At 59.2% G+C, this 24,289-nt stretch carries 24 protein-coding genes and 3 pseudogenes; 11 read left to right on the top strand and 16 right to left on the bottom strand.

The genetic code is table 11. The features are described from left to right. Nucleotides 1-32: 32 nt before the first annotated feature. From RBH71_RS23185 to RBH71_RS23170, 4 genes and pseudogenes are all read left to right on the top strand, one after another. Nucleotides 33-872 carry a glycosyltransferase family 2 protein gene (locus RBH71_RS23185; protein ID WP_035251843.1) on the top strand — a complete coding sequence of 280 codons (840 nt, stop codon included), beginning with the start codon at nucleotides 33-35 and terminating at the stop codon, nucleotides 870-872. A gap of 20 nt (nucleotides 873-892) precedes the next feature. Further along, entirely contained in the window at nucleotides 893-1,180 is a 288-nt protein-coding gene (locus tag RBH71_RS23180; protein ID WP_019565216.1) for a lipid-A-disaccharide synthase N-terminal domain-containing protein, read from the top strand. Continuing rightward, nucleotides 1,155-2,664, top strand: a pseudogene (locus tag RBH71_RS23175) (ArnT family glycosyltransferase). The gene RBH71_RS23180 and the pseudogene RBH71_RS23175 overlap by 26 nt, the downstream one beginning before the upstream one ends. After that, nucleotides 2,654-3,502 carry a phosphatase PAP2 family protein gene (locus RBH71_RS23170; protein ID WP_003513468.1) on the top strand — a complete coding sequence of 283 codons (849 nt, stop codon included), beginning with the start codon at nucleotides 2,654-2,656 and terminating at the stop codon, nucleotides 3,500-3,502. The pseudogene RBH71_RS23175 and the gene RBH71_RS23170 overlap by 11 nt, the downstream one beginning before the upstream one ends. Nucleotides 3,503-3,733: 231 nt before the next feature. Here the strand turns inward: RBH71_RS23170 and RBH71_RS23165 are convergent, their stop codons facing one another. From RBH71_RS23165 to lgt, 6 genes are all read right to left on the bottom strand, one after another. Then, nucleotides 3,734-4,666 carry a ribose-phosphate pyrophosphokinase gene (locus tag RBH71_RS23165; protein ID WP_003513466.1) on the bottom strand — a complete coding sequence of 311 codons (933 nt, stop codon included), beginning with the start codon at nucleotides 4,664-4,666 and terminating at the stop codon, nucleotides 3,734-3,736. 220 nt (nucleotides 4,667-4,886) lie between these two features. Continuing rightward, the gene (locus RBH71_RS23160) at nucleotides 4,887-5,663 is read right to left on the bottom strand and encodes a hypothetical protein (RefSeq protein ID WP_003513464.1); all 777 of its coding nucleotides are present in this window, start codon (nucleotides 5,661-5,663) and stop codon (nucleotides 4,887-4,889) included. Between the two features lie 90 nt (nucleotides 5,664-5,753). After that, the gene (locus RBH71_RS23155) at nucleotides 5,754-6,905 is read right to left on the bottom strand and encodes a M24 family metallopeptidase (protein WP_111800992.1); all 1,152 of its coding nucleotides are present in this window, start codon (nucleotides 6,903-6,905) and stop codon (nucleotides 5,754-5,756) included. Then, the gene (gene pgeF / locus RBH71_RS23150; RefSeq protein ID WP_003513461.1) at nucleotides 6,906-7,700 is read right to left on the bottom strand and encodes a peptidoglycan editing factor PgeF; all 795 of its coding nucleotides are present in this window, start codon (nucleotides 7,698-7,700) and stop codon (nucleotides 6,906-6,908) included. A gap of 160 nt (nucleotides 7,701-7,860) precedes the next feature. Further along, the gene (locus RBH71_RS23145; RefSeq protein ID WP_003513459.1) at nucleotides 7,861-8,961 is read right to left on the bottom strand and encodes a class I SAM-dependent methyltransferase; all 1,101 of its coding nucleotides are present in this window, start codon (nucleotides 8,959-8,961) and stop codon (nucleotides 7,861-7,863) included. Nucleotides 8,962-8,976: 15 nt separating this feature from the next. Beyond that, the gene (lgt, locus tag RBH71_RS23140) at nucleotides 8,977-9,789 is read right to left on the bottom strand and encodes a prolipoprotein diacylglyceryl transferase (protein WP_029658791.1); all 813 of its coding nucleotides are present in this window, start codon (nucleotides 9,787-9,789) and stop codon (nucleotides 8,977-8,979) included. Nucleotides 9,790-10,097: 308 nt separating this feature from the next. Between lgt and RBH71_RS23135 the strand changes: the two genes are divergently transcribed. From RBH71_RS23135 to RBH71_RS23120, 4 genes and pseudogenes are all read left to right on the top strand, one after another. Continuing rightward, nucleotides 10,098-10,361 carry an accessory factor UbiK family protein gene (locus tag RBH71_RS23135; protein ID WP_003513446.1) on the top strand — a complete coding sequence of 88 codons (264 nt, stop codon included), beginning with the start codon at nucleotides 10,098-10,100 and terminating at the stop codon, nucleotides 10,359-10,361. Nucleotides 10,362-10,793: 432 nt separating this feature from the next. Next, nucleotides 10,794-11,295 (top strand): annotated as a pseudogene (locus tag RBH71_RS23130) (YbjN domain-containing protein). A gap of 2 nt (nucleotides 11,296-11,297) precedes the next feature. Further along, nucleotides 11,298-12,116, top strand: a complete 819-nt coding sequence (gene proC / locus RBH71_RS23125; RefSeq protein WP_003513444.1) for a pyrroline-5-carboxylate reductase — start codon at nucleotides 11,298-11,300, stop codon at nucleotides 12,114-12,116. 27 nt (nucleotides 12,117-12,143) lie between these two features. After that, nucleotides 12,144-12,485, top strand: coding sequence for a tRNA-binding protein (locus tag RBH71_RS23120; protein WP_003513443.1), 342 nt, complete (start codon nucleotides 12,144-12,146; stop codon nucleotides 12,483-12,485). A gap of 121 nt (nucleotides 12,486-12,606) precedes the next feature. Here RBH71_RS23120 and RBH71_RS23115 read toward each other — a convergent pair whose 3' ends face one another. The 4 genes from RBH71_RS23115 to RBH71_RS23100 form a co-directional block, all read right to left on the bottom strand. Then, entirely contained in the window at nucleotides 12,607-13,986 is a 1,380-nt protein-coding gene (locus tag RBH71_RS23115) for an ATP-binding protein (protein WP_003513442.1), read from the bottom strand. A gap of 30 nt (nucleotides 13,987-14,016) precedes the next feature. Further along, nucleotides 14,017-14,676, bottom strand: coding sequence for a response regulator (locus RBH71_RS23110; RefSeq protein WP_323687555.1), 660 nt, complete (start codon nucleotides 14,674-14,676; stop codon nucleotides 14,017-14,019). 55 nt (nucleotides 14,677-14,731) lie between these two features. Continuing rightward, nucleotides 14,732-15,259, bottom strand: coding sequence for a MarR family winged helix-turn-helix transcriptional regulator (locus RBH71_RS23105; RefSeq protein WP_003513440.1), 528 nt, complete (start codon nucleotides 15,257-15,259; stop codon nucleotides 14,732-14,734). Between the two features lie 201 nt (nucleotides 15,260-15,460). Next, nucleotides 15,461-16,060 carry a DUF1236 domain-containing protein gene (locus RBH71_RS23100; protein ID WP_003513439.1) on the bottom strand — a complete coding sequence of 200 codons (600 nt, stop codon included), beginning with the start codon at nucleotides 16,058-16,060 and terminating at the stop codon, nucleotides 15,461-15,463. 234 nt (nucleotides 16,061-16,294) lie between these two features. On the opposite strand from RBH71_RS23100, the gene RBH71_RS23095 reads away from it, so the two are divergent. Then, on the top strand, nucleotides 16,295-16,939 hold the full coding sequence (locus RBH71_RS23095; RefSeq protein WP_003513437.1) for an MBL fold metallo-hydrolase: 645 nt from the start codon (nucleotides 16,295-16,297) through the stop codon (nucleotides 16,937-16,939). Nucleotides 16,940-17,031: 92 nt separating this feature from the next. Here RBH71_RS23095 and RBH71_RS23090 read toward each other — a convergent pair whose 3' ends face one another. From RBH71_RS23090 to RBH71_RS23075, 4 genes and pseudogenes are all read right to left on the bottom strand, one after another. Continuing rightward, on the bottom strand, nucleotides 17,032-17,247 hold the full coding sequence (locus tag RBH71_RS23090) for a cold-shock protein (RefSeq protein WP_003494703.1): 216 nt from the start codon (nucleotides 17,245-17,247) through the stop codon (nucleotides 17,032-17,034). A gap of 443 nt (nucleotides 17,248-17,690) precedes the next feature. Continuing rightward, the gene (locus RBH71_RS23085; protein ID WP_003513435.1) at nucleotides 17,691-18,593 is read right to left on the bottom strand and encodes a DMT family transporter; all 903 of its coding nucleotides are present in this window, start codon (nucleotides 18,591-18,593) and stop codon (nucleotides 17,691-17,693) included. 141 nt (nucleotides 18,594-18,734) lie between these two features. Further along, the gene (locus tag RBH71_RS23080) at nucleotides 18,735-19,046 is read right to left on the bottom strand and encodes a hypothetical protein (RefSeq protein WP_075807739.1); all 312 of its coding nucleotides are present in this window, start codon (nucleotides 19,044-19,046) and stop codon (nucleotides 18,735-18,737) included. Nucleotides 19,047-19,191: 145 nt separating this feature from the next. Then, nucleotides 19,192-20,122 (bottom strand): annotated as a pseudogene (locus RBH71_RS23075) (EAL domain-containing protein). A gap of 209 nt (nucleotides 20,123-20,331) precedes the next feature. Between RBH71_RS23075 and RBH71_RS23070 the strand changes: the two are divergent. Beyond that, nucleotides 20,332-21,534: a pyridoxal phosphate-dependent aminotransferase gene (locus RBH71_RS23070; RefSeq protein ID WP_003513431.1), complete on the top strand. Its 1,203-nt coding sequence runs from the start codon at nucleotides 20,332-20,334 to the stop codon at nucleotides 21,532-21,534. A gap of 55 nt (nucleotides 21,535-21,589) precedes the next feature. Here the strand turns inward: RBH71_RS23070 and RBH71_RS23065 are convergent, their stop codons facing one another. After that, complete coding sequence (locus RBH71_RS23065; RefSeq protein WP_003513429.1) at nucleotides 21,590-22,696, bottom strand: calcium:proton antiporter; 1,107 nt, start codon at nucleotides 22,694-22,696, stop codon at nucleotides 21,590-21,592. Nucleotides 22,697-22,893: 197 nt separating this feature from the next. On the opposite strand from RBH71_RS23065, the gene RBH71_RS23060 reads away from it, so the two are divergent. Continuing rightward, on the top strand, nucleotides 22,894-23,160 hold the full coding sequence (locus tag RBH71_RS23060; RefSeq protein ID WP_003513427.1) for a DUF2188 domain-containing protein: 267 nt from the start codon (nucleotides 22,894-22,896) through the stop codon (nucleotides 23,158-23,160). A 109-nt stretch (nucleotides 23,161-23,269) separates the two neighbouring features. Here the strand turns inward: RBH71_RS23060 and RBH71_RS23055 are convergent, their stop codons facing one another. Next, nucleotides 23,270-24,241, bottom strand: coding sequence for a LysR family transcriptional regulator (locus tag RBH71_RS23055; protein WP_003513416.1), 972 nt, complete (start codon nucleotides 24,239-24,241; stop codon nucleotides 23,270-23,272). Nucleotides 24,242-24,289: the final 48 nt, after the last annotated feature.

Below are 24,289 nucleotides of genomic sequence, written 5' to 3'. Positions count from 1 at the left end.
GGCGCATACCGTGCGAAGTTCAACGGCTGTTCATATTCATGCAAGCTTTTCGCGCTCCTGCTCTTGCCACTATCGACGATGTTTGCGGAACACCCGCGGCTGGATATGACGGAGCCCCTTTGAGATCGATCCCGGATTTCGCGGTTATCGTACCCATGCACAATGAGGAAGCGAGCGTTGAAACGCTTGTCGCTGAGATCGTTGCTGCCTGCCAGCCGGTCGGTCCGTTCGAGATTATCGTGGTGGACGACGCATCTTCCGATCGCACGGCGGATGTGGCGCTTTCGCTTGCCGGGCGTTATCCGATGCTGCGGCTGGTGCGGCATGACCGGCAGGGCGGGCAATCGGCTGCGATCCACAGCGGTGTGCAGGCAGCGCGCGCGCCGGTTGTCTGTATGCTTGACGGAGACGGGCAGAACCCGCCGGACAATCTGCCGGCGCTTCTTGCGCCGCTTCTTGCCTCGAACGCGCCGAGCCGGCTTGCGCTTGTGGCCGGGCAGCGCGTCGGCCGGCGCGATACGCTTGCAAAACGTCTTTCCTCCCGCTTCGCCAATGGCTTGCGGGCGCGGATATTGAAGGACGGCACGCGGGATACCGGCTGCGGCCTCAAGGCTTTCCGTCGCGACGCCTATCTCGCCTTGCCCTATTTCGATCACCACCACCGCTATTTTCCGGCGCTTTTCAATCGCGACGGCTGGCAGGTTGCCCATGTCGACGTCACGCACCGGGCGCGCCTGCATGGCAATTCCCATTACACCAATATCGGCCGCGCGCTTGTCGGCATCCACGACCTGATCGGGGTTGCCTGGCTGTTGCGGCGGCGCAAGCGGGCAAGTTGGGCCGAAACCTTCAAAACGGAGACATCGCCGTGAACGCACCGGCCTTATGGTCCATGCTGCATGTGAACAGCTGGAAGGAATTTCTCTGGGTCTGCACCGGCTTTATGGGCCAGATGCTGTTCACCATGCGTTTTCTGGTTCAATGGATTTCGTCGGAACGGGCGAACCGCTCGGTCATTCCGGTAGCCTTCTGGTATTTCTCCATCGTCGGCGGCCTTGTGCTGCTATTATACGCGATCTGGCGTCGCGATCCCGTTTTCATTCTGGGACAGGCCTCCGGCCTGTTCATTTATGCCCGAAATCTCTGGTTGATCCATGCAGAACGCCGCCAGCATGCATGAGGCCGCAGCTCTGCCTTACGCGCAGGCGAATGAACAGCGCCAATGGATGACGTTTGCGCTTGCGGCAATCGTGCTCGTCACCGTGCTGCGCGTCCTCGGGCTTGCTTTCAACCGCACCGATCTTTTCGTTGATGAGGCACAATATTGGCTGTGGGGCCGGGAGATGGCGTTCGGCGCCTATTCCAAGCCACCGCTGATCGGCTGGATCATTCGCGCCGCCACCACTCTGAGCGGCGGCGAGAGCACCTTCGACGTCCGGCTCGCCGCGCCGGTCATCCATGGCATAGCGGCCGCGGCGATCCTTGCGCTCGGGCGCATGATCTATGATGCGAAGCTCGCCTCGCTGGCTGCCGTCATCTATCTGACGCTGCCCGCCGTGACGCTCGGCAGTCTGCTGATCTCGACCGATACGCCGATGATGCTGTTCATCGTGCTGTCGATGATCTGCGTGCGCAAGCTTGCGGAAGCACGCGCTGCCGGTGTGTCCGCGATGCTCTGGAGCATTGCGCTCGGTCTAAGCTTCGGCCTCGGGCTGATGTCTAAATATGCGATGATCTATTTTCTGCCCTGCTTCATCGCTGCCGGCTGGCTGTGCGTGGGCTGGCGCATCCGTTGGCGTGACGCCGGTATTGCTGTAGTTGTCTGCGCCGCAGTCGTCGCTCCCAATCTGTGGTGGAATGCCGCACATGATTTCATGACCGCGCGCCACACGGCGGACAATGCCAACTGGCATGGCGTGAAGCTGAAAATCGGTCCGGCGCTCGAGTTCTTCTTCTCGCAGGCGGGTGTTGTCGGGCCGTTCGTCTTCATCGGCATGATCGTCGCGACGTTCAGGGCCAAAACCGCTGAAACCCGGGCGCTTGTCGCCCTTTCGGTGCCGATCGTGCTTCTGATAACGGCACAGGGGCTGATGTCGCGGGCGCTCGCCAACTGGGGCGGTGGGGGCTTATGCCGCGGGCGTGCTTCTGGCGGTGCCTGTCCTGGCATCCCGGCGCTGGCTTACCGTCTCCACCCTTGTGCTCGGCGGCATCGTTGCCATCGCACTGCCGTTGATGACGATTGCCGGAACGGAATTGCGCTTGCCGAATGGCGACCTGGCGATGAAGCGTTATCTCGGCGGCTCGGAGCTTGTGTCGACCGGCCTTTCAAGGGCACGAGAGGCGGGGGCGGATGCAATCGTCGCTGCAGATCGCTCCATTCTGGCCGAGCTTTTTTATCAGCTGCGGGACGAAAAGCTGCTCATGCCGCGCGCTCTGCCTGAAACCGGCGTTCCTTCCAGCCACTACGCGCTTCTTTACCCGCTGAAAGCCGGAGAGGCGACAAATCCCGTCTATCTTGCGAGGGCGGACAGCCTGCCGGGCTGTCTCAATGGCCAGGCGCCGCTGTCGACCTGGGTTGCCGGGCCGGGCTCGTTCGAGGGCAAGGAAATCGGTCTCTGGCGTCTGCCGCCACAATGCATCCCGAGGGTTGCCGATGGACAATGATCTTTCGCATATGCGGATCACGATCTGGGTTACGTTCGCCACATTGGCGCTCGTCATCCTGTTCGCGACCTTCCCGTCCATCGACCTCGAGTTTTCTTCCCTGTTTTTCTCGCCCGAAGCGCGCCTGTGGGCTGGAAGCCTGCCGGTTCCGGAATGGTTTCGCGATACGTTGCGGGAGTTAACGGAACTGGCCGCACTTCTGGCCTTCATCGTTCTGGTCGGCAACATCAGGCTGGGGGCGCTGCAGCGCACGGGCTGGCGCGTCTGGGCCTTTCTCTGCGGGCCTGTGGTGCTCTGCGCCGGGCTTCTGGTAAACGGGGTGCTGAAGGCCAATATCGGCCGCGCCCGCCCGTTCAGCGTCAGCGATTTCGGTGGACATCAGCTTTTTACGCCGCCTTTCCAGTTCAGCACGCAATGTTATTCAAACTGTTCGTTTTCCTCCGGGGAAACGGCGCTCATAGCGAGCTTTTTCCTGCCGCTCTGCGCGCTTGTCTGGAACCGCCTGCAATGGGGCGGGCGTCTTTTCATGGGCAGCACTGCCGCCGGCGCCATCATCCTCATGTCCGGTCTGCGTATTGCAGCTGGCGGGCATTTTCTCAGCGATGTGGTGATGTCCGTGCTGTTTTCCGCACTGACGACGCTGTTCCTTTACCGGGCGCTGGCAATTGCCCGTCATCGTCATCTATTTACCGGCGATGCCGTTACGGCCGATGCCATCAGCCTTTGGCGCAATGGCAGCCATGCTGTTCGCACCCGCGCTCGGCGCTGGTGGCCGAAAATCAAGGCCGCCGCCACACGGCTGCAACGACCGCCGGATGCGGGCACGGCATCTTCCTGAGTGGTGCAGATGGAGTGCTGCGATCTCTGCGGATGCTGAGATAGCTGGCAAAATTGATAAGCTTTCTTCTCATCATGCCAATCTTTAACCAGCATCCAGCCACGGCGCAGACGCGCCGTAAGAAAGGATCTCACGCGATCAAAGACTTGATCGCACTGGACCCCGGACTAAATCCGGGGTGACGGTATGCGGATGCAGTGATTTTGCAGATGTGCGAGAGAAACGATTGCTTCAGTCGAACAGGCCGGAAACCGACTGTTCCTGCGCGGTGCGGTTGATCGCTTCGCCCAGAAGGCCTGCAGTGCTGATCACACGGATATTGTGCGCGGACTGGACGCTGGTGGTCGGCTGGATGCTGTCGGTGATGACGAGTTCGCGCAGCTTCGATGAGGCCACGCGGGCAACGGCGCCGCCGGAAAGCACGCCGTGCGTGATATAGGCAGTGACGCTGGTTGCGCCCTTTTTCAACAGCGCTTCGGCAGCATTGCAGAGCGTGCCGCCGGAATCGATGATATCGTCGATCAGGATGCAGTCCTTGCCGGATACGTCGCCGATGACGTTCATGACTTCGGATTCACCCGGACGGTCACGGCGTTTGTCGACGATGGCCAGCAGACAGTCCAGACGCTTCGACAGGGCGCGGGCGCGCACCACACCGCCAACGTCGGGCGAAACGACCATGACGTTGTTGGTGTCGTAGTGGTCCTTGATATCGCGGGCCAGAATGGGCGCTGCGAAGAGGTTGTCGGTCGGAATATCGAAAAAGCCCTGGATCTGGCCGGCGTGAAGATCGAGCGTCAGAACGCGGTCGGCGCCGGCTTCGGTGATCAGGTTGGCGACGAGCTTGGCGGAAATCGGTGTGCGGGGGCCGGCTTTGCGATCCTGGCGGGCGTAACCGAAATAGGGAAGTACTGCCGTGATGCGTTTTGCCGAGGAGCGGCGCATGGCATCGATCATGATGAGCAGTTCCATCAGATGATCGTTTGCCGGAAACGAAGTGGACTGGACGAGAAAAACGTCCTCCCCGCGTACGTTTTCACTGATTTCTACGAAAATTTCCTGGTCAGCAAACCGCTTTACGGTGGCATTTCCCAAGGGAACGTTGAGATACTTGCAGATCGCTTCGGCAAGGTGCCGGTTCGAATTGCCTGCGAAAACCTTCATTGCGCCCGCCTGTTTCCATGCAATCGCCTTGCGCCACGGGAAAGTGTCTGCCGTAACCAAGCGTCGTTCAAGGGGAGGAACATCCGGCTGAAAAGCCTTTGCCGGATACGCCTTGTTGCCATGCGCGCCTTAATAGCGTTGTTGCTTCCGATTGCAAGAGGACTCCGTGCTTTCGCAATGATTTTCATGAAATCTCTGTGACTTCTCCCGCCGTTTCATCTCATCCCCTTTGAGACTGCTTCCATGACGAATACTCGTTGAGCGTTTTTGCGGCGATATCCTGCATGACCCTGTCGGTCGCGGCGGCCCAGGGATCGCTGCCCTTGGCTGTCACCGTTTCCTGCCCCTGCAGGCGATGGAGCCTGACACCATTGGCATCCAGAACGTCCCAGACGTAGATGATGTTGACCTTGCTGCCATCGGCGAAGGCGGAGAAATATCCCTTGAGGATGTTCTCTGCCGAATTGTCGTTCGAGGCGCGGATTGTCAGCCCCTTTGCCCGCGCCTCGGCGCCCAGTTGCCGCGAAAGCGGCGTGACGGCCTGAACGGGCGCGCCGATGATCGGCAGGAAGCGGATGGTGTTGCCGGAAGCGGCGGGGGCAAGTGCAGCCGTCTGCTGTGGAGGCGGCGGCTGGGTGCTGGCGGGTGAGTGGCCTGCAGATTGTCCGGTAGACTGGGTCTGACCAAGAGGTTCGCCGTACTCATTGCCGTTGGAAAGCGCCTGTGCCTGCGCCTGCAGGGAGTTCTGCGGTGCGTAAGCGGGCACGGAAGAGGCGGTTGCCGGTGCGCCTGCGGGCGCGCGGTCGGCGGCGGCAGCCATCTGGTCGAGATCGCCCTGCGTCACCGGTGTCGATTGCGAGCTGTTGTGCCCGACATTCACCTGCGGCGTCAGCGCCTCCGTGGTGTTGCAGGCCGACAGGGTCAACGCCAGCGCCGGAATGACGAGGACCGAAACGACAAACGTCTGGAAAGGGCGGGTAAACCCCGTCCGGCTCATGCGACGTTTCCTCTCATGTTCCGCTCCTTCTTGCCCAAGGTGGCGGCAATGTAGGGCCGGTTTTCCCGCTCTGTCAAACCCGGTGCAGATTTAAGCTGTGAGAAGATCGAGGCTATGGCGCGAGAGCGGTTCCGGCGCGCCTTGCGTGGTAAGGTAGGTCTGGCCGAGGGTCATGGCGGTGCCGGAATCAGAATCCATCACGATCATGTGCACGAACAGGGTCATGTCGCTGGCGATTTCCTGCGCGTTGCCGGCATGGAACATCTGATGCTCCATCCATGACGGTGAGAAACGCGCGCCCAGCGAATAACCGCAGGAGTTCAGGCGATGGCGGGTCAGTCCACGCTCGTCCATGACGCGGGCGTGCACGTCGAAGACATCGCCGAAGGTCTTGCCGGGCCGCAGCACTTCTTCGATGTCGGTGAGGTTTTGCAGGCAGGCGCTGTAAAGCTCCTTCTGGCGGAAGTCCTGTTCGCCGATCACCACCGTGCGCATCATGGCGGCGTGGTAGTGGGCGCTGACACCTGCCCATTCCAGCGTCAGCTGATCCTTGTCATCGAGAATACGGCGCCCGGCCTTGTAACGGCACAGCAGCGCGTCCGCGCCGGAGCCGATGATGAATTCATTGGCGGGATAGTCACCGCCGCCGGCCAGAACCGCTCCCTGCATTGCCGAGAGGATCGCGGCTTCGTCCGCACCGGGCTTGATGAGCTCCAGTGCAGCGTCCAGAGCCTCGTCCGCAAGTCTGCCTGCCTTCCTCGCATAGGCGATCTCGGCTGGGCTCTTGATGAGCCGCAAGCTGCTGACCAGATAGGAGGCGTCGATCATCTGGCAGAAGCTGGCAAGCTGGTTGTCCAGCAGGCGGGCAACGCGCCCGGTCATGCCGTGGGTGTCGTATTCCACGCCGATCTTGGCGCCAAGGAGATCGAGATCGCTGAGGAGGTTCTTAAGATCGAGCGTCGGGTCGGCATTGGGCCGGTCGACCCAGACGAGAATATTCTCGATCGTCGAAGTATTTCGGGCCTGCCGCATATCTGCCGAACGGGTCAGAAGCATCATGGAGCCGTCCGACTTGACCACCAGCGTCTGGAAGAAGCAGTAGCCGAAGGTGTCATAGCCGGTAAGCCAGTACATGCTTTCCTGGGCGAAAAGCAGAATGGCGTCCAGCTTCTCTTCCGCCATCTTCGCAATCAGCCGTTCGCGGCGGGCATCGAATTCCGAGAGCTCGAAGTGCAGGGCCATTTAGTCCTCCAGAATTGCGATTGCGGAAATCTGCCGCCCGTAGTCGGGCTCGGCACGGTGGGTCGTGCGGCGGTAGGAATAGAAGCGTTCTTCATCAGGATAGGTGCATAGGCCGAGGTTTTCCGCTCTCACGCCCGCATTGACCAGCCGGTCCACCGTAAATTGCTTGAGGTCGAATAGCGCATGGCCGCCTTTGTCCGAAGCGGTGAAATAGGCCGCATAGGCAGGATCGAAATCGGTGAAGCGCGCCATATATTCAGGCCCGACCTCATAATTGGCCTGGCTGATGGAGGGGCCGAGAGAGGCGGAGATGCGCTCGCGGCTGGCGCCCAGCTTCCTCATGGTCTCGATCGTGTTTTCGAGCACGCCGAACAATGCACCCTTCCAGCCGGCATGGGCGGCACCCACAACGCCCGCTTCAGCATCAGCAAAGAGGATCGGGCCGCAATCGGCGCTCAGAACGCCGAGCACGAAACCCGGTGTCGCCGTTACCATCGCATCGGCCTGCGGGCGGCTGCCGTCATAGCTTTCATCGACCACAAGGACATCAGGAGAATGGACCTGATGCACGGTGGCGAGACGTTCCGGAGACAAGCCGAACCATTGCGTGACGCGCCGGCGGTTTTCCTGCACCAGTTCCGGCTCGTCATTCGAACCGAGGCCGACATTGAGGCCCTGATAAAGCCCCTCGGAGACACCGCCTTGCCGGGTGAAGAAACCGTGACGGACACGGTTTTCACTCAAGGCGGCAAGCAGGGGGCTCTGGATGGGGAGCGGCAGCGTTTCGTTCTGCATGGTGCGGGAGTTCCTTGGAGAATGTCGCTGTTGGCCAGTGGGATGCGTTAAGCGAGATGTTTCCTGTTGCCGCGGCGTTGCGCGGCGTTTGTCTGGTGCAGTGTGTCTGCGTTCGCTTGCTTCGTTCTGGGCCGATGTTGGCCCAGAGGTGATTGCACTGTCAATCCACCGCGCGAAACGGCATGAGATGGAGCGCGGGACTTGAAACGGCGATGACCTTGAAAAGTTCCCCCATCCTGCCAGCCCCTTCGCCAGCGAGACGGTTGACCGCTTCGGCGATTTCAAGCGTCTGGTCGGGTATAGCTTTTGCGGCAAGGGCGGTTGCCCGTTCCTTCAGGCCAAGACCATAAAGAAAGTCGCCCTGCCTGATGCCGCCGTTGACATGAACGCCGTTTGCCTCAGCCGTCCTGATGAGGCTTTCGAAATCGACATGGCTGGTCAGATCGGCTTGCCCGGGATGAGAAAGCGGCGGGTCGAAGGCATGGTTGCGCATGGCCTGCAATGTGTCGCCATACCCGGCGACCAGATGGCCGTAGTCGATCGCGAGTGCGGTGCCGCCATATGCGGACAGGCGCTGGCAGATTGCGGTCATTACGGCTTCGCGGGCGGGTGCGATCTCGAATATGCTGCCAATCGGCTGCCGTTCCGGGCCGGGCGGCAGCAGCGCCGGGTCGATGCCGGCAAGCCCAGTCGAGAAGACCAGTTCACCATCGGTACCAAGACTGACCACCCGTTCGCGGAAACCCTGCGGCGTTTTCACGAATTGGCGGATTGGGATGGCGTCGAAAAGCTCGTTGGCGACGAGGAGCAGGAAACCTTCCGGCACCGCATCGAAACTGTCATGCCATGTCAGCCGTTCGGCATGCGCAGCGAGCGTCTCTTTCTGGATGGCGCAAAGGCGAGGGCTGGTCTCCACCAGATGCACCCGCATCGTCTCGTAAAGCGGTGGGGCGATGCGGCGGATGACGCGCAGCATGTCAGACATCATGGTGCCGCGGCCGGGGCCGATTTCCACCAGACGAATATCTGCGGGTGCGCCATGGCGCTGCCAGGCGTGAACCACGAAAACGCCGAGCATTTCGCCGAAAAGCTGACTGACTTCCGGAGCGGTGATGAAATCGCCCGATCGGCCGAAAGGCTCGCGGCTCCGGTAATAACCGTGTTCAGGATCGGCCAGGCAAAGCGAGAAGAAATCGGTGACGCTGAGCGGGCCGTTCAGGCGGATGAGGGATTTGATGCGTTGCGCAAGCGGTGTCGTCATGGCAGGCCATTCCGCTTAAGCGCGTATTTTCGCGCGTCGCGCACGCAAGACGGCCCAGAGGCCAAGAAGGAACATCGGCGTGGAGAGTACCATGCCCATGGTCAGCCAGTTGCCCGCGAGATAACCGATCTGGGCGTCCGGCTCGCGGAAGAATTCCACGAAGATGCGCGACAGCGCGTAACCGCAAACGAAGATGCCGGTTACGATGCCAGGTGTCTTGAGCGCCCTGAAAACGTAGATGGTGACCGCCAGAATGACGAGGAGAACGAGGCCTTCAAGTCCCGCTTCGTAAAGCTGGCTGGGGTGGCGCGCAAACGGCCCGCCGGTCGGGAACACGACGGCCCAGGGAACGTCGGCGATACGTCCCCACAATTCGCCATTGATGAAATTGGCGATGCGTCCGAACAGCAGGCCGACAGGTGCGACGGCTGCGATGATATCGAACATGCTCCAGACAGGGATGCCGTTCTTGCGGGCGAAGAGGATCATGGCGATGGTCGTGCCGATCAGGCCGCCATGGAACGACATGCCGCCGTTCCATATCTCAAGTGCTCTTATAGGGTTTGCGGCGACGGCGCCAAGATCGTAAAACAGGATGTAGCCGATGCGCCCGCCAAGCACGATGCCGCCGGCTGCCCACAGGATGAAGTCGTCAAGATGCTGCGCCGAGATTGGCGATGTATCGTTTGGCCACAGGCGAGGCGTAAGCGCAAGGCGGCGGGCATAAAACCAGCCGAGCATGATGCCGGCGACATAGGCAATGCCGTACCAATGGATCGCCAGAGGCCCGAGAGACAGGGCAACCGGATCGATATTCGGAAATGGCATGATGGCAAGTTGGGTGGGAGCGGCTAACAATCCGTATATTCCGTCATCGTTGCTGGGCGGACAACAGAATGACCCATTGCCTCAAGGAGCCGGGCGATGATGCTCTCCGGTCTCTTTACGCGAGGAAAATGGCGATTGCCGCAGCGCCGGTCAAGATTATTCTTCAAGGGACGCTTTGCGATGCCGAAGGCCATTGCAAGCCATGTGGATTTTTCGATTTTGCTTGCAAGGCGGCTGTCGAGTGCCTACCTGAAAGGCATCAACAGCAGGGAACGGAACGCTCCCTGAACCGACGAAGGAACAGGGCCATGAGCACGACAGGCACCAATCGTTTTCTGGATGAATTCGCCAAGCTGATGACCGATGCGGCGGGCGCTGCGCAGGGAATGCGCAAGGAGGCCGAGGCTGCCTTGCACGCACAGGCGGATCGCTGGCTGAACAGCCTCGACGTGGTCAAGCGCGAGGAATTCGACGCGGTGCGCGAGATGGCGATCAAGGCGCGCGATGAAAACGATGCGTTGCGCGCTCGCATCGAGGCTCTGGAAGCAAAGCTTTCTGCTGCCAAGGATTGATTCTTTTCGCGCTTTTTCATCAATAGGTCCCGGATCGCCTGCGGTTCCGGGACCTTTTGTTTGCGGGCCATGCAACCCGAAATTATTCCCTGTCGATCCGGACCTGCCTCCATCGTTAATTTTTTGAGGCCTGTGGACACTTCCAAAAAACGCAATTGCCAGAGTCGCTTATGTATCTCGCCTGAGGTGATGGGGGAGAAGATATCCACTGTTCAAAAAGTAAAAATGCTGCCCGAGGGGTGGCAGCAGGACTCGGCCATTATACACTGATTTTAAATGATGATTCGAAACGAACCTGGTAAGCTCCACACAGGGTGAATGTGTAACTCTGTTGGTGTCGGGCAATCGTCTCAAGTGTTGAATCCGGTTTGTGTGTGCGTTTTGTGCCCGGCGTTCAAAACAGAACATCCATACCGGATGAGAAGGTGCCGCATGAGCCTGATAGAATTTGAAATTGAGCGCCAGTCCAATCCCGTGGACATGATCGAGATTGTCGCCGCCTCGAACGACTGGTCGTTCGAACGTTCCGGCGAAGATGAGATCGCCATGACGGTGGCGGGCCACTGGGGCCGATTATCACGTTTCCTTTTCCTGGATGGAAGATTTCGAGGCACTGCATCTGGCCTGCGCCTTCGACATCAAGGTGCCCGATCAGCGCGTCAACGAAGTCATTCGCCTGTTGTCTCAGGTCAACGGCCAGATACTGATGGGTCATTTCGATCTGTGGCGGCAGGAAGATGTTGTGATCTTCCGCCAGTCGCTGCTTCTGGCTGGCGGTGCGGAGCCTAACAACCAGCAGGTGGAAGTGCTGCTTTCCAGCGCGCTTGAGGCATGCGAACAATATTATCAGGCATTCCAGTTCGTCGTATGGTCGGGGCTGGATGCGAAAAGTGCAATTGAAGCGGTCATGTTCGAGACCGTCGGAGAAGCTTGAAAATGGTCTACAGGGCTTCCGGTCCTCTCGTCCTCGTTGGGGCGGGCAACATGGGCGGCGCTTTGCTTTCGGGCTGGCTGAAAAAAGGCGTGCCGGGTTCGCAGGTTATCGTCATCGATCCGCGCCCCTCTGATGCCATGCGCACGACAATTGCGGAAGCGGGCGCCACGCATAGCGAAAGCGTGCCTGACGGCGTGAAGGCGAGCATTCTGTTTGTCGCGGTAAAACCGCAGATGATGGAAGCAGTGCTACCCTCCCTCAAGCCCTTGCTCGGACCCGAGACCGTCGTGGTTTCGATTGCGGCCGGCACCACCATCGGCACTTTCGTTTCGCATTTCGGCTCGGTCGCCGCCGTGCGGGCCATGCCGAACACGCCGGCCATGGTTGGCCGTGGCGTGACGGGCGCCTATGCCAACGAATTGGTGACGCCGGCACTTAAAGCCGTGGTGGATGGATTGCTGAAGGTCAGCGGTCCGGTCGAATGGGTGGAAACCGAAAGCGATATCGACGCGGTTACCGCGGTTTCGGGAAGCGGTCCGGCCTATGTCTTCTATCTGGTGGAATGCATGGCGGAAGCCGGTCGCAAGGCCGGTCTGCCGGCGGATATAGCCATGCGGCTGGCGCGTGAAACCGTGGCCGGTGCTGGCGAACTCCTGCATCAGTCTTCTGACGAGGCGGCGCGCCTGCGCCAGAACGTGACCTCGCCGGGCGGTACAACGGCCGCCGCACTTTCGGTGCTGATGGCCGAAGACGGTATGCAGCCCCTGTTTGACAAGGCGATCGCTGCGGCGAAAAATCGCGCCGAAGAACTGGCTGGTTGAAGACGAGCAGGCTGGCGGGAGCAGGGCATGAGCAGTGAAATTTCCTATGCCGATTTCGAGAAGGTCGATATCCGTGTCGGCACGATCGTTGAGGCAGAGCCTTTTCCGGAAGCACGCAAGCCGGCGATCAAGGTGAAGATCGATTTCGGCCCCGAGATCGGCATCAAGAAATCCTCGGCGCAAATCACGGTGCATTATACCCCGGAAAGTCTGATCGGCCGGCAGGTGCTGGGTGTGGTGAATTTTCCGCCGCGCCAGATTGGCCCGTTCCGCTCCGAAGTTCTGACACTGGGGTTTGCCGATGGCAACGGCGACATCGTGCTTGCCGCGGTCGAGCGGCCAGTGCCGAACGGCGAGAAAATGTGCTGAGAAAGCGCAACAACACGCAACCCGAAGATTGCGCAGGCTGAACATTCTTTCTCCGTCGTTCCGGTTCAAGGCTGGAATGACGGATGCGGGCGAGCCGCATCACATTTTTCTCTCCGCTGCTCTACGCCGGAATTTTGACGATTACCCGCAATCCGCCCATCGGGCTGTCGTCCAGCGATACGTCACCGCCATGGCTGCGGGCGATGTCGCGGACGATGGAGAGGCCGAGCCCGGTGCCAGAGGCGTTGAGGTTGCGTGCCTCGTCCAGCCGGAAGAACGGCTTGAAGACATCCTCCCTTGACGCTTCCGGAATACCCGGCCCGTCATCATCAAACGTCATGATGATGGAGCGTGGCGCCTTGCGGATGTCGATATGGAGCTTGCTGGCATAGCGCCGGGCATTCTCCGCGAGATTGGCGACGAGGCGGGAGAGGGCATTCGGGCGCGCGATGATCTGGTCGATATTATAAAGCTCATAGCTGAATTTTTTGCCGTGCAGCTCGAAATCATAGTCGATTTTTTCCAGAAGTGCCGGAAGCTCCAGCGTGCCGACATCCTCCTCGACATCGGTGCGGGCAAAGGTGAGGTAGGCCTCCAGCATCGACTGCATATCCTCGACATCCTTGTCCAACCCTTCCAGATCAGGATTGTCGCCGGCAAGCGCGAGTTGCAGCTTGAAACGGGTGAGGATGGTGCGCAGGTCGTGGCTGACACCGTTCAGCATGGCAGTGCGCTGTTCCATCTGCCGCTCGATGCGTTCGCGCATCAATATGAAGGCAAGTCCCGCCCGCCGCACCTCGTCTGCGCCGCGTGGGGAATAGGCGCTGATCTTCTGGCCCCTGCCGAAATTTTCGGCCGCCTTGGCAAGCGCTTCGATAGGCTTGATCTGACCGCGCAGGAACAGGATGGAAATGGCGATCAGAACCAGCGATGCACCGACCATCCAGACAAGGAAGATATGCGTGTTGGAGGCATAGGCGGCGCTGCGACTGGTAAAGACGCGGAGTGTCTTGTCTTCGAGCTGGACACGTATTTCAACCAGGGAACCGTTGCCATAAGTATCGATCCAGAATGGCCGGCCGATTTGCTGGGTCAGCTGATTGGCGAGGATCGTATCCAGAATGGAAAACAACGGTTCTGGTCTCGGGGCCGGCAAATCGGCCTTCGGCTCGATGTAGATGCTGAGACCCAGCTTCTCGCGAGCGATGCGGATGACGCGCTGATAGTCGTCTTCTTCCTCATCAGTTTGCAGAAGCTCGATGATCGCTGCGATATCGCGCGTTACGGCGGAGGAAAGGCGCTCGGTAACCAGCTGCCAGTGACGCTCCATGAAAACGGCCGCGACAACGCCCTGAAGCAGGATCATCGGCAGGATGATGATAAGCAGCGAGCGCGTATAAAGCCCGGTGGGCAGCCAGTGGCGAAGCCATCTGGTAAATGCGCGCCAGGTCTTCGCTACGCCGCTGTTCCTGACAGTGATTAGAAAATCGAGGCTCGCCATGGCTGTGCGCCCGCCTTTCGTTTGTCCTTGTCAATCCACGCTCAGGCGGTAGCCGATGCCACGCACCGTTTGCAGATAGACCGGGTTGGCAGGGTCGTCCTCGATCTTGCGGCGAAGGCGGTTGATCTGCACGTCGATTGTTCTTTCGCCCACTTCGGATTCCGCCTCGACCAGCTCGTGCCGTGGAATGGTATCGCCGGCGCGAAGCGCAAAGAGCAGCATGATCTCCTGTTCGCGATCCGTCAGGCGGATCGTTTCAGCGCCGCGCCGCAATTCCTTCCTGGGGATAGAGAAGCTGTAGGGGCCGAACATGATCTGTTCGATCTTGGGCGTATCCGGCGAAGTGTTGCGCCGCAGGATGTTGTTGATACGAAGGACAAGTTCGCGCGGATCGAAAGGCTTCGCGAGATAATCATCCGCGCCGGCTTCCAGCCCAGCAATTCGCGAATCCGCCTCCGAGCGGGCGGTCAGGAGAATGACCGGCACGGATTTGTTCTCATTCAGCGACCGGGTGAGCGAAAGCCCGTTTTCCCCCGGCATCATCACGTCGAGAATGAGAAGGTCGAAACGGATGCCGACCATCTTGCGCCGGGCTTCTGCCGCATCGGCTGCGACGGAGATGCGGTATCCCTTGTCGCCGAGGAAACGTTGCAGAAGATTGCGAATGCGGGCGTCGTCATCGACGATCAGAAGGTGGGCCGCATCGTCATCAGCGGGGGGAGTTTTGTCGTTGCCGTGGCCATCGTCAGTCGCCTTCCCCCGGTGTCGGGCTACGCATCTGCGCCAGAAACTTGCGAACGCAGGCGCGGGCGTCGGGTCCAAGCCCTTCCAGCGCACGGTCGATCCGCCGCGACTGCGGCTCGCTCAGCGCCAGCGCCAGTTCGCGCCCTGTCAGCGTCGGATAGAGCCTGCGCTGGCGGCGGTCTTCCGGGCCAGCCATCTGGCGGATATAACCGTCGTCGATCAATTGCTTGAGCACGCGGGCAAGGCTCTGCTTGGTGATCTGCAGTGTGTCGAGCAGATCCGCCACCGTCATGCCGGGCTGCCTGCTGACGAAATAGACTACCCGGTGATGCGCGCGCCCATATTCCAGTTTCGAAAGAATGACATCTGGATCGGAGACGAAATCGCGATACGCGAAGAACAGCGCCTCTATCGTATCGAAGTCGATCTTGCCGTCGTCAACCTTCGGGAGTGCCGGTGTCTGCCTGGCGGCTGCGGTTTTGAGCGATTGCGGTGGCACTGCGGTTCCTTCATATTCTGCGGCTGACATGCGTCGATGCGCCAATATTCTGTAAACATAGCCGAAAATGCGTCCGCTCGGGAGGATGCCGCGATCATTTTCTGTTGCGGTGGATAATATGCTGCGGGTGCCGGTGCAACTGGAATCCTGACTGCCATTACCGGAAATAGAAAAGAGCGCGGAAAGCCCGCGCTCTTCATTGGTTTCATGCTGCCGGTATCGAGTTCGCGTCTACTGGTAGACGTAGACAATCCGGCGCGTCGATGGCTCCACCAGAACAGGCACGTCGTTCACCTGAACGTAGCGGTACTGGTAATCAGGGATTTCCACGAGCCGGGTATCGGAGGGCAGGGTGCTGCCGACCGCTACCTCGCCATCAAAGGTGACAGTGTCCGCAGGGTGCTCGTCAATATAGGAGATGACTGTTTCGGGCGGATTGACTTCACCGACGCGGCCAAGGTTTGGGTCGCCGGGGTTGGGTTCTGCCTGTACGCTCGAGGTCTTCTCGTAAGTCACGACCGGCACGCTGATATCGGAGCGGCGCTGTTCGAGAATGACGGGAGAGCCCTCATACATGACATTCAGATAATCCGCATGTGCCCAGCCGCGCAGGCCGTTGACTTCGATTCGGCACCAGCTGCTGCCGTCCATGCAGCCATCGAGAACCGCATTGCTGCCACGGGTGGCAAGGCCAAGCTCGGGATAATCCTCGCCTGGGCCCGAACGAACGGAAACGTCCGATGCTGTTGTGGCGACCATGGCGGCGTTTGCGTAACCGGCCATCAGGGCGAAAGCGCCGCCAGCCATGAGCATTTTAAGCGTCTTGTCCATGTGTCTCACTCCTTTTAAGACTGGACCTACAACGTCGCAGCCTTCAGGGCGTTCCACATTTTTCACAGATACCTCCCGTCTCGGGCGGGAACATTTCCGATATCTAATTGAATTAGCTCATATTTTTTGGGAGTGGCAAGGTCACCGGAAACCGTTGCTTTTTCCTCCGCCATTGTGCCGGAACCGGCCGCAGGCTATAGGAGGCCGGATTTGTCAGACAGGGAGACACGGGATATGGGAAAGTTGCAGGCGGGCATTATTCCGGTCACGCCGTTCGAGCAGAACTGCACCATTCTCTTCGATGAGGATACGAAGGAAGGCGTTATCGTCGATCCCGGTGGGGATGTGGATGTCATTCTTCAGGTGGTTTCCGAAAACGGCATCGCGCTCAAGGAAATCTGGCTGACGCACGGCCATCTCGACCATGCCGGCGGCGCCAAGGAACTGCGCGAGAAGCTTTCCCTGCCGGTGATCGGCCCGCATGAGGACGATCGGCCGCTGCTCGAGAGGATCGAGACCCAGGCCGAGAAATACGGCATCAGCGGTCTTCAGAACGTTTTGCCGGACAGGTGGCTGAATGAGGGCGACATGGTATCGTTCGGGGATCATGTCTTTGAAGTCTACCATTGCCCGGGTCACGCTCCAGGTCACGTCATCTATTATAATCGCGACCAGCAATTCGCCCATGTCGGCGATGTGCTGTTTGCGGGGTCGGTGGGGCGTACCGACCTGCCGGGCGGAAACCACGAGCAATTGATGGCGTCCATTCGCGACAAGCTGCTGCCGCTGGGTGATGATGTCGGATTTATCTGCGGCCATGGCCCCGGTGGGCGGCTTGGCGAGGAGCGGCGCACCAACCCCTATCTCAAGGGGATCTGAGTTTCCGGGCGCGTATTGGCGCCTCCGGATTGGGCATAAAAAAACCCGGCATTCCTGCCGGGCTTCAACTAGAAATGAAAGCCGTTTTAGGGTTAGCCAGCAATCTGCAGATTGACTGCCTTCGGGCCCTTGCCGCGACGATCCGGTTCCGTGTCGAAGCTCACTTTCTGATTTTCTGAAAGTCCGGACAGGCCGGAAGCCTGTACGGCAGAGATATGAACAAAGATATCAGCGCCACCATTGTCTGGCTTGATGAAGCCGAAGCCTTTGTCTGTGTTGAAGAATTTTACGGTGCCAGTTTCGGCCATGCATCAGGTCCTTTTCGCTCTGCCCGCGTTCAGCTACAGGCAGCATTACAGTTTTGCCCCGCGAGGGCGTTGGCAGGCAGCTCTTGACTATTGAGAAAAAGGACCTTCACAGCGGGAAGTAATGGCGTTCTCATCCAACGTTTTTCGTCCCACCGCCCGAGGTTTATAGCGTCCCCAGTGCGCAAATTTATAGGCCTTCCCATGCTCGCAAATTGCCCGAACCGCATTAGATTGCTGCGTTTATGGAAAATTGGCAAGCAAAAGTTTTCACGGGCTTTTTGTCGGATAAAAACCTGCGGTAGAATTCCTGCGCGTAGTCGCACATTTTTTCCGCATATTTGATAATTGATGAAATAATTGCCGGTTGCCTTCGGTTTCCGGGCAAAATTTTGAATGCGGCGGTACGATTTTTCCTCGAAACAGAAAAATCAGTTCTTTCTGCGTCAGGCCGTTCCAACGACGGTTTTTTGCCGTTTACGCGTCAGTTCCGGCACCAGTTCGACGATCAATATAGCGGCGAAAATGATCACGCAGCCGATATAACCGGCGTTGGAAATGGTTTCCTTCAGGAAAATCGACGCCAGCAAGGCACCGAAAAGCGCCTCTGAAGAGAGAAATATCGCAGCCTGCGGCGCGGTCGTATACCGCTGGGCGACGACCTGCAAAACGAAGGCGAGGCCGGAGGATACGAGGCCGACGTATAGAATTTCCGCCAGCGACCCTTCTATGGACGCCATGCTGATGGGTTCTACCGCAAGGCCGATCATGCAACTCAAGAGAGAGCAAATCGCAAACTGAGTGCATGAGAGCGCAAGCGGCCGTCCGCTTTCGGAAACGAAACGACCTGCAAGCGTAATCTGGATTGCCCAGAAGAAGGCGCAGATGATGCTGAGAATATCGCCCTGCGTCAGCGCCTCGAATGCGCCGCCGGAGAGCAGGAATATTCCACCCAGCATCATCAGGGCGCCGGGCCAGACGATCCAGTGGGGATGGCGCCGGTAAAGAACGACGGCGATCACGGGCACGAAGATGACGTAAAGTCCCGTCAGGAAGCTGGAATTCGTGACGGTCGTAGTCAAAAGCCCGACCTGCTGCGTCGTCGCGCCGCCGAACAGGGCGAGGCCCACAAGGATGAAGCCGCCGATTTCCCTGCGACGTGGCGGCGATTTTTTCGAGCGGTTTTCCATCAGGGCGAATGGCAGCACGGCGATGGCGGCAATGGCGAAGCGTAAACCGACGAACCAGAATGGCCCGATCGAGGCCATGGCGGATGATTGTGCGACGAAACCGCCTCCCCAGATCGCCGCGGCGAGCAGAAGCAGCATGTTGGCCTGAATACGCGTCATTGATGGCACCAGCACAGCAGGGGCCCGAAGATCATTCCGTCGCGGCCTTGGCATTTCGGGGATTTTTGAAACGTCGTTCTGACGACTTCCCCTGTGCTTTAGCAGCAACACGCCGATGCCGCAAGTCGAGGAGAGGGCGGCTTACTTGTGGCGGCGGGCCTCGTCCTTCAGGCTTCGCCGGGTGAGCGCGAGGCCGCCTATGCCGAGGCTGATGAAGGCTGCAGCCGAGAAGATAACCAGCAACAGGTGCCCTCCCGCCCGCGCGGTTGCCGTCACCTGCGGAATAGAGGATGTCTGCAGGGTGTCGACTGCCTGAGGGGCTGCATTGGCCGAGGTTGCGATCCCGGCGGCCATGGTGACGACGACAAGAAAGGCGGCAATGGCCATCCAGAGGGAAAACAGCGTTCTCTGCGCCCTTAACCGTTCAACTGATGTCCTGTCGTTGGTAAACATGGCGATCGCCTCTTGTCCCTGTTCTCAAAGGATAAAAGAGGCTTCGAAATGGACGGCTTGGAGACCGAATTCAGGCGTTCCGCAGTATTTATTGTGGCAATATCGTGGCAAAGCCGATTTCAGGACAATTTCGCTGTCAACGGCCTCAAAGGCCGCGTTTTCCGAAGGTTCTGGTCTGGCGCAGGGTATGCGGCTCGGCTGGGCGGTCTTCACGCGGGAATGCCGGTGTCGCAGTACTTCTATCCGACCTTGGCGAGGGTGAAAAATATCCGCTGCCGAGTTCGGGAAAGCGAGCGTCGAAACTCGTCGGCGCTAGTTCGGGTTTTGCCAAAACGTATCCCTGCATCAGCAGGACGCCGAGGTCCTCGCAGATATCCACCTGCCTGCCGGTTTCCAGTCCTTCGAACACCGGCTCTATCCCATCGTCGCGAAACTGGCTGACGATGACGCGCAGAAGGGCGGCGCCTGCCGGAATTCTGCATGAAATCACGCACCCAGCCTGCCTCGAATTTCACATAGTCCGGCTTGATGAGTTTCACCCGGTCAATGTCGGAATCGCCCGCGCCATAATCGTCCAGCGCCACGCGAAAACCGATGTCGTGCATATGATAGGCGAAGTCGGCGACCATCTGCGTATCGGAGACTTTTTTCTCGGAGATTTCGCAGACGATGCGGTCTGCCGTCATGCCGGCCTCGTGGGCGGTAAGGCGCATGCGCTCCACTTCCTGACGCATCTTGGCCGGGGTCTGGAACAGGCCCGGATGGAAATTGACGAAGACGCGGGCGCGCGAACGATTGAGCCTGCCGGTATTGAGAATGTGGATCGTGCGCAGAATACTGTCGATATTCTCTATATCTTCTGGTGCCACCAGCGAGAAGAATTCACCGGGTGTCACAGGTTCGCCGTTGCGATGGGGACGCACCAGACCCTCGAAGGAATCGATGTCGAGAGCGCCGTTCATCGTTCGGCGAAAAATGGGCTGCAGTGCGGATTTCAAGTTGAAGGTGCCATAGGCCGTGGACCATGTGCCATCGACCTCGCGGACAAGACTGGAAAAGATGCTTTTGGGCGCCATTTTTCAACCAGCTACAGAGACACGACCTCTAGCCGGAGAATATAGCGCATCAAGCGTTACTTCCGGGTTAAGGAAGGTTTAAATTCTTCCCCGTGTCACATATGCTGCTTTTGACCTTGAAAGAGCGCCTGTCTTTCGACATAGAAAATGCCGCAGAAGACAGGATTTTCCGCCTCTGCCGATGTCAACCACAACAGGACCGATTAAAAATGGCCTTCCTTGCCGACATTCTCTCCCGCGTAAAGCCATCCGCCACCATCGCTGTTACCCAGAAAGCCCGTGAGCTTAAAGCGAAGGGCCGCGATGTGATCAGCCTTGGCGCCGGCGAGCCGGATTTCGATACGCCCGAAAACATCAAGGAAGCCGCCATTGACGCCATCAAGCGCGGCGAAACGAAATACACGCCCGTTTCAGGTATTCCTGAACTGCGCAAGGCGATTGCCGACAAGTTCAAGCGCGAAAACGGTCTGGACTACAAGCCGGAGCAGACCATCGTCGGCACCGGTGGCAAGCAGATTCTTTTCAACGCCTTCATGGCCACCCTCAACCCGGGTGACGAAGTCGTCATTCCTGCACCTTACTGGGTCAGCTATCCCGAAATGGTGGCGATCTGCGGCGGTACGCCTGTCTTCGTCGACACGACGCTCGAAGACAATTTCAAGCTGAAGCCGGAAGCGCTGGAAAAGGCGATCACGCCGAAGACCAAGTGGTTCGTTTTCAACTCGCCGTCCAACCCTTCGGGCGCTGCCTATTCGCATGACGAGCTGAAGGCATTGACGGACGTGCTGGTCAAGCATCCGCATGTCTGGGTGCTGACTGATGACATGTACGAACACCTGACCTATGGCGACTTCAAATTCGTCACGCCGGTTGAGGTGGAGCCTTCGCTCTATGACCGCACGCTTACGATGAACGGCGTCTCCAAGGCCTATGCCATGACCGGCTGGCGTATCGGCTATGCAGCCGGCCCGCTGCCGCTCATCAAGGCCATGGATATGATCCAGGGCCAGCAGACCTCGGGCGCCAGCTCGATTGCTCAGTGGGCGGCTGTCGAAGCGCTGAACGGCACGCAGGATTTCATTCCGGCCAACAAGAAGATTTTTGAAGGCCGCCGCGATCTCGTCGTCTCCATGCTCAACCAGGCGAAAGGCATCAATTGCCCGGCTCCGGAAGGCGCATTCTACGTCTATCCGTCCTGCGCCGGCATGATCGGCAAGACCGCGCCGTCCGGCAAGGTCATCGAGTCGGATGTGGATTTCGTCTCCGAGCTTCTGGAAGCCGAAGGTGTTGCCGTCGTGCAGGGATCGGCGTTCGGCCTCGGCCCGAACTTCCGCATTTCCTACGCCACGTCGGAAGCACTGCTGGAAGAGGCCTGCAAGCGCATCCAGCGCTTCTGCGCCGATTGCCGCTGATCGGTCTAGGATATTGAATAACAAAGCCCGGCAGCGATGCCGGGCTTTTTTGCGGCTAAAGCCCGAGAAACAACAGCATGATGAAGGTTGCGAAGAGGATGAAATGCGTCATTCCCTCGATCGCGTTGGTTTCACCGTCATTGAGGTTGATGGCGGCGGCGATGAGGGTGATGAAGACCATGACCGTCTGAACCGGCGTCATCGCCATGATGAACGGCTGACCGGTGTAGAGTGCGATGCCCTCCATCACAGGGACGGTGAGGATGACCGTCGAAAGCGATGCGCCCATGGCGATATTGACCACGGCCTGCATGCGGTTGCGCAATGCGGACCTGAGCGCGGTCAGGATTTCCGGTGATGCTGAGATCGTCGCGACCACGACTGCCATCAGTGCCGGTGGCGCGCTTGTGCCCTCGAGGCTCTGGCTTAGGAAGGCCGCCATGAATTCCGCCAGCACGCCGATCAGCACGACGCCCGCGACGATGAGACCGATGGAGAGGGGCACGCTGCCCTCTTCCTCGTCCTCCGTGTGATCGCCGGATGGATGACCGCTGGGATGAGCCTTGCGGGGATAGGCGTAGCTGAAGAAATAGCTGTGCGGACCAACCTGCATTTTCAGGAACAGCGCATAAAGCGCGATCATTGCAACGATGGTGAAGGCGGAATAGACGTGCCAGCTTTCCTTGGGGATGAATTCCGGCACGATCATCGAGATGCCCATGGCAGTCAGGATCATGACGCCGTAGGTTTTGCCTGAATCGTCATTGTAGGGCTGCTCGCCGTGGCGAAGGCCTCCCAGCAGGGCGGCCAGTCCCAGAATGCCGTTGATGTCGATCATCACGGCGGAATAGATCGTGTCACGCACGAGCGTCGGCGAGTTGGATTCGCTCATGATGATGGCAAGGATCAACACTTCCACCGCCACGGCAGACAGCGTCAGGATCATCGTGCCATAGGGGTCTCCGACCTTGGCGGCGAGGATTTCGGCGTGGTGGGCAACCCGCATCGACACCAGAACGATCATCCCTATCAGGGCGATCGCGGCAATCAGCGACGCCGTTTTGCCGGCCTCGAATATCGCATGTTCGGCCATATAGGCGACGGCTGCCACCGGTATTGCCAGCAGCAACATGCGCTCCTGCTTTAAAATAGAACCCGCCATCGATTTCCCTTCCCCTGAGAGTGTGAGGCTGTGACGTATCGTCGTTAAGATCAAGCAGGATTTGCGCTTGAGTGCTTTTGGTAGGATAGTGTTACGGTCAAGGACATGCTGCTCATGCCGTGTTGTCCCCCGTTGGGTGCAATGCTTGAAGCGCGGTTGTGGTTGCGATGTCGCCTACTGAAACAGGAGGAACATGCATGACAAAAGTGGTATATGAAGTCGTGGAACATGACGGTGGCTTCGCCTACCGCATGAACGGCGCTTATTCCGAAACATTTCCTACCTATGCCGATGCGGTCGAGGCCGCGCGCATCGTTGCTGCCGAACAGCAGGTGGGCGGCGATGATGAGGAAATCAGCTATCAGGACGAACGCGGCCAGTGGCATGAGGAATACAGCCAGGGCGGCGACCGGCCGGAGGCGGAAGTGGTCGACAAGATTTCACCGCCGGCCAGACCGTTTTGATGGAGTGCGTCAACATTTCCGGTGAGAACAGCATCACCATCCATGCTTCGCCGGTATGTCTTGCGGATTTGCGGGCGCAAGGCCGTGCGGCATCGATGCTGTAATGGCGCTAGCGTCGTTGCGGCGGGGCGCCCGGATCGGTTTCCTTCAGGTGGGCCTTCAGGCCGTCGACAAGGGCGCTGAACACGGCACGGCATCGCGGCGAGGTCTTGAGATTTTCATGCATCGCGACCCATGCGTGCAGCGGGATGTCGGTTTTCGGAAGGACCTGGACAAGCCGCGGATCCTTGCGCGCCAGGCCGATCTGACAGACGCCGATGCCCGCGCTGGCGCGGATCATGGCAAGCTGGGCGAGGTTGCTGTCGGCGCGAATTTCGAAGGAAATTTCTTCGATATCGGGTATTTCCGGATCGAGCGAGCGCATGCGCTGGATCGCCGCCCTGATGAAAGGCGTCTTGCGGTCGAAACCGATCATACGGTGGTTGTTCAGTTCTTCCATGTTTTTCGGGGTGCCGGCTCTTGCCAGATAGTCGCGTGTGGCATGAAATCCCAGACGGAAATTGCCGATATAGCGCATGACGATGGCATCCTGCTGCGGTTCGGTCATGCGGATGGCGATATCAGCCTCGCGCCGCAAAAGGTCTTCCAACGTGTCGGAGAGTGAAAGTTCTATTTCAAGCCGGGGGTGAATCTCCTGCATGGCAGCGATGATCGGCGGCAGCATTTCAACGCCGATGATGTCCGATGCGCTGATACGAACGGTTCCTTCGATCTTGCCGACCTCGCCGGAGGCCGCCCGCATAAGGGCTGCGGCCGTCGCCGCCAGATTTTCCGCATAGGGCCGGAGCGCCAGCGCCGCTTCCGTCGGCATCAGCCCGTGCGGCGAGCGGATGAACAGCGGAAAGCCGATGGCCTCTTCCAGCGCTCCGATATGGCGCCCAGCTGTCGGTTGGGTAATGCCGAGTTCGCGAGCGGCGGCGGAAAGCGAGCCGTCGCGCAGCACGCTGAGGAAGGTGCGGTAAAAATCCCAGCTGACATCGCGGCTTCTGATTATAAGATTTTGTATAGCGGCTCCACTCATTTGGACAATTTCGTATATCGCCTGATGGCCCGATACTCCAGCCCAGAA

The organism is Rhizobium sp. AN68 (genome assembly GCF_030758035.1).
Lineage (GTDB): Bacteria > Pseudomonadota > Alphaproteobacteria > Rhizobiales > Rhizobiaceae > Agrobacterium > Agrobacterium tumefaciens.
The sequence above is the reverse complement of the archived record's forward strand: the minus strand, read 5'-3'. Positions and strand labels throughout refer to the sequence as shown.

Bases quoted from the DNA above. Each gene is read 5' to 3' on its own strand.
- RBH71_RS23180 (WP_019565216.1), top strand. From the start codon at position 893: ATGCTGCATGTGAACAGCTGGAAGGAATTTCTCTGGGTCTGCACCGGC.
- RBH71_RS23170 (WP_003513468.1), top strand. From the start codon at position 2,654: ATGGACAATGATCTTTCGCATATGCGGATCACGATCTGGGTTACGTTC.
- RBH71_RS23165 (WP_003513466.1), bottom strand. From the start codon at position 4,666: ATGAAGGTTTTCGCAGGCAATTCGAACCGGCACCTTGCCGAAGCGATC.
- RBH71_RS23160 (WP_003513464.1), bottom strand. From the start codon at position 5,663: ATGAGCCGGACGGGGTTTACCCGCCCTTTCCAGACGTTTGTCGTTTCG.
- RBH71_RS23155 (WP_111800992.1), bottom strand. From the start codon at position 6,905: ATGGCCCTGCACTTCGAGCTCTCGGAATTCGATGCCCGCCGCGAACGG.
- pgeF (WP_003513461.1), bottom strand. From the start codon at position 7,700: ATGCAGAACGAAACGCTGCCGCTCCCCATCCAGAGCCCCCTGCTTGCC.
- RBH71_RS23145 (WP_003513459.1), bottom strand. From the start codon at position 8,961: ATGACGACACCGCTTGCGCAACGCATCAAATCCCTCATCCGCCTGAAC.
- lgt (WP_029658791.1), bottom strand. From the start codon at position 9,789: ATGCCATTTCCGAATATCGATCCGGTTGCCCTGTCTCTCGGGCCTCTG.
- RBH71_RS23135 (WP_003513446.1), top strand. From the start codon at position 10,098: ATGAGCACGACAGGCACCAATCGTTTTCTGGATGAATTCGCCAAGCTG.
- proC (WP_003513444.1), top strand. From the start codon at position 11,298: ATGGTCTACAGGGCTTCCGGTCCTCTCGTCCTCGTTGGGGCGGGCAAC.
- RBH71_RS23120 (WP_003513443.1), top strand. From the start codon at position 12,144: ATGAGCAGTGAAATTTCCTATGCCGATTTCGAGAAGGTCGATATCCGT.
- RBH71_RS23115 (WP_003513442.1), bottom strand. From the start codon at position 13,986: ATGGCGAGCCTCGATTTTCTAATCACTGTCAGGAACAGCGGCGTAGCG.
- RBH71_RS23105 (WP_003513440.1), bottom strand. From the start codon at position 15,259: ATGTCAGCCGCAGAATATGAAGGAACCGCAGTGCCACCGCAATCGCTC.
- RBH71_RS23100 (WP_003513439.1), bottom strand. From the start codon at position 16,060: ATGGACAAGACGCTTAAAATGCTCATGGCTGGCGGCGCTTTCGCCCTG.
- RBH71_RS23095 (WP_003513437.1), top strand. From the start codon at position 16,295: ATGGGAAAGTTGCAGGCGGGCATTATTCCGGTCACGCCGTTCGAGCAG.
- RBH71_RS23090 (WP_003494703.1), bottom strand. From the start codon at position 17,247: ATGGCCGAAACTGGCACCGTAAAATTCTTCAACACAGACAAAGGCTTC.
- RBH71_RS23085 (WP_003513435.1), bottom strand. From the start codon at position 18,593: ATGACGCGTATTCAGGCCAACATGCTGCTTCTGCTCGCCGCGGCGATC.
- RBH71_RS23080 (WP_075807739.1), bottom strand. From the start codon at position 19,046: ATGTTTACCAACGACAGGACATCAGTTGAACGGTTAAGGGCGCAGAGA.
- RBH71_RS23070 (WP_003513431.1), top strand. From the start codon at position 20,332: ATGGCCTTCCTTGCCGACATTCTCTCCCGCGTAAAGCCATCCGCCACC.
- RBH71_RS23065 (WP_003513429.1), bottom strand. From the start codon at position 22,696: ATGGCGGGTTCTATTTTAAAGCAGGAGCGCATGTTGCTGCTGGCAATA.
- RBH71_RS23060 (WP_003513427.1), top strand. From the start codon at position 22,894: ATGACAAAAGTGGTATATGAAGTCGTGGAACATGACGGTGGCTTCGCC.
- RBH71_RS23055 (WP_003513416.1), bottom strand. From the start codon at position 24,241: ATGAGTGGAGCCGCTATACAAAATCTTATAATCAGAAGCCGCGATGTC.